This window comes from Roseibium sp. RKSG952, assembly GCF_009711355.1.
In genome coordinates this window covers 1-1,222 of the sequence record NZ_SMMF01000474.1, presented here as the reverse complement: position 1 = coordinate 1,222, position 1,222 = coordinate 1, and the positions used below count along the sequence as shown (strand labels likewise).

Genomic DNA, 1,222 nt, shown 5'->3' with positions numbered 1-1,222 from the left:
ACAAGATCCCGCAAATCCCCAACCGTTGGAACCGAGGCGTAATAGTACAGAAAGATCAGACCTGAGATCGGTAAATCGAGGTACTCAGAATTGGCTCAATAAGAAAATAGACCAAACTTGATCTGACAAACCCAGCCTCAAAGGCGGTAATCGTCAGATCAAATCGAAATTTCTACATCTAATCTATGCACGTTGAATGCCCACAGGCCCTAGGAAACCTCGTCTTTTTCGCGGAGAACCACGTTAGCCGTCCCTGTGAAATCTTTTAAGGAGATTGTCGCAGATACACGTATGTCCGAACCGTCCAGATTGATGTCCCCCACAAGCAGCAGGTTTTCAGGGTCATCTTCGGTAGTGTCGCCAAGGGTTAGCGTTCCGCACAGATCGCGCACCAGCCGGATGCCAATTTCCGTCGGCCCTTTGGTTTCGGGAAAGGTAATATGCACCCGGTCATAACCGATCTCGCGGATCAGGGCGGACCGCTTCTCAGCCGGGTCCTCTTCGCGTCTGCAGACGAAGACAGGTTGCTCCTTGGCAGTCAGTTTCTTTACCAGTGGCGCTATTTCGTTTTGGAAGTACATCGCGGTTTCTCTAGGGTTTGAGACAGGATCTTACTGAGAGTTGGGTTTTCCGGTGTAGGGTGCAATTCGTAATTTCTACCTATCAGCTCTTTCTTCGGGTTCCGTGCGTCCGGGAATTGTGGTTGTACAAGGTGAAGAGAGGCCGGGCCGGACGCCTTTCAAGCGTCATGTCTTTTCGAAACCGTATAGTGATCCGCGTTCCCAGTCTGATGCAGGACCGGGTGCGTCCCACGCTCGCTTCCTGAGGTATCCGAAGCCGGTGGGTTCAGCGATGAATTCAAGTTCGAAGTGCAGCGCGATACGGGCTGTACAGACACAAGCGCCGTTTCTGCGGGATGGCCATAAAAGCAAAATGTGCCTTTGGAAACGTCCTTGCTATTCTTGCGTAAGGAATTGATTTCCAGGATGTTGCGCGCCACATCGCGAGTGTTTAACCCAAGGAAATCAAGCTCTTATGTCGACCCAGACCTTGCGTTGCACTGGAGCGCCTCTCAGCTGTATTCACCGTGAGCCTCGGCCGTGTGGCTTTGGTATAGATTGAGGCTTTGTGAAAGCACCAGTTGCGCAGAACTTTGACGCATAGCCGTAGCATCAGGACCAGATAATCAATGAATCGAGACGCGAGCCTGCTTCTTGAGTTC

General features: G+C 51.5%; 1 protein-coding gene. It reads right to left on the bottom strand.

Going from position 1 to position 1,222, the window contains the following annotated elements:
* Window positions 1-209: 209 nt before the first annotated feature.
* Window positions 210-581 carry a hypothetical protein gene (locus tag E1297_RS01640; RefSeq protein ID WP_155133073.1) on the bottom strand — a complete coding sequence of 124 codons (372 nt, stop codon included), beginning with the start codon at window positions 579-581 and terminating at the stop codon, window positions 210-212.
* Window positions 582-1,222 lie beyond the last annotated feature (641 nt).

Bases quoted from the DNA above. Each gene is read 5' to 3' on its own strand.
- E1297_RS01640 (WP_155133073.1), bottom strand. From the start codon at position 581: ATGTACTTCCAAAACGAAATAGCGCCACTGGTAAAGAAACTGACTGCC.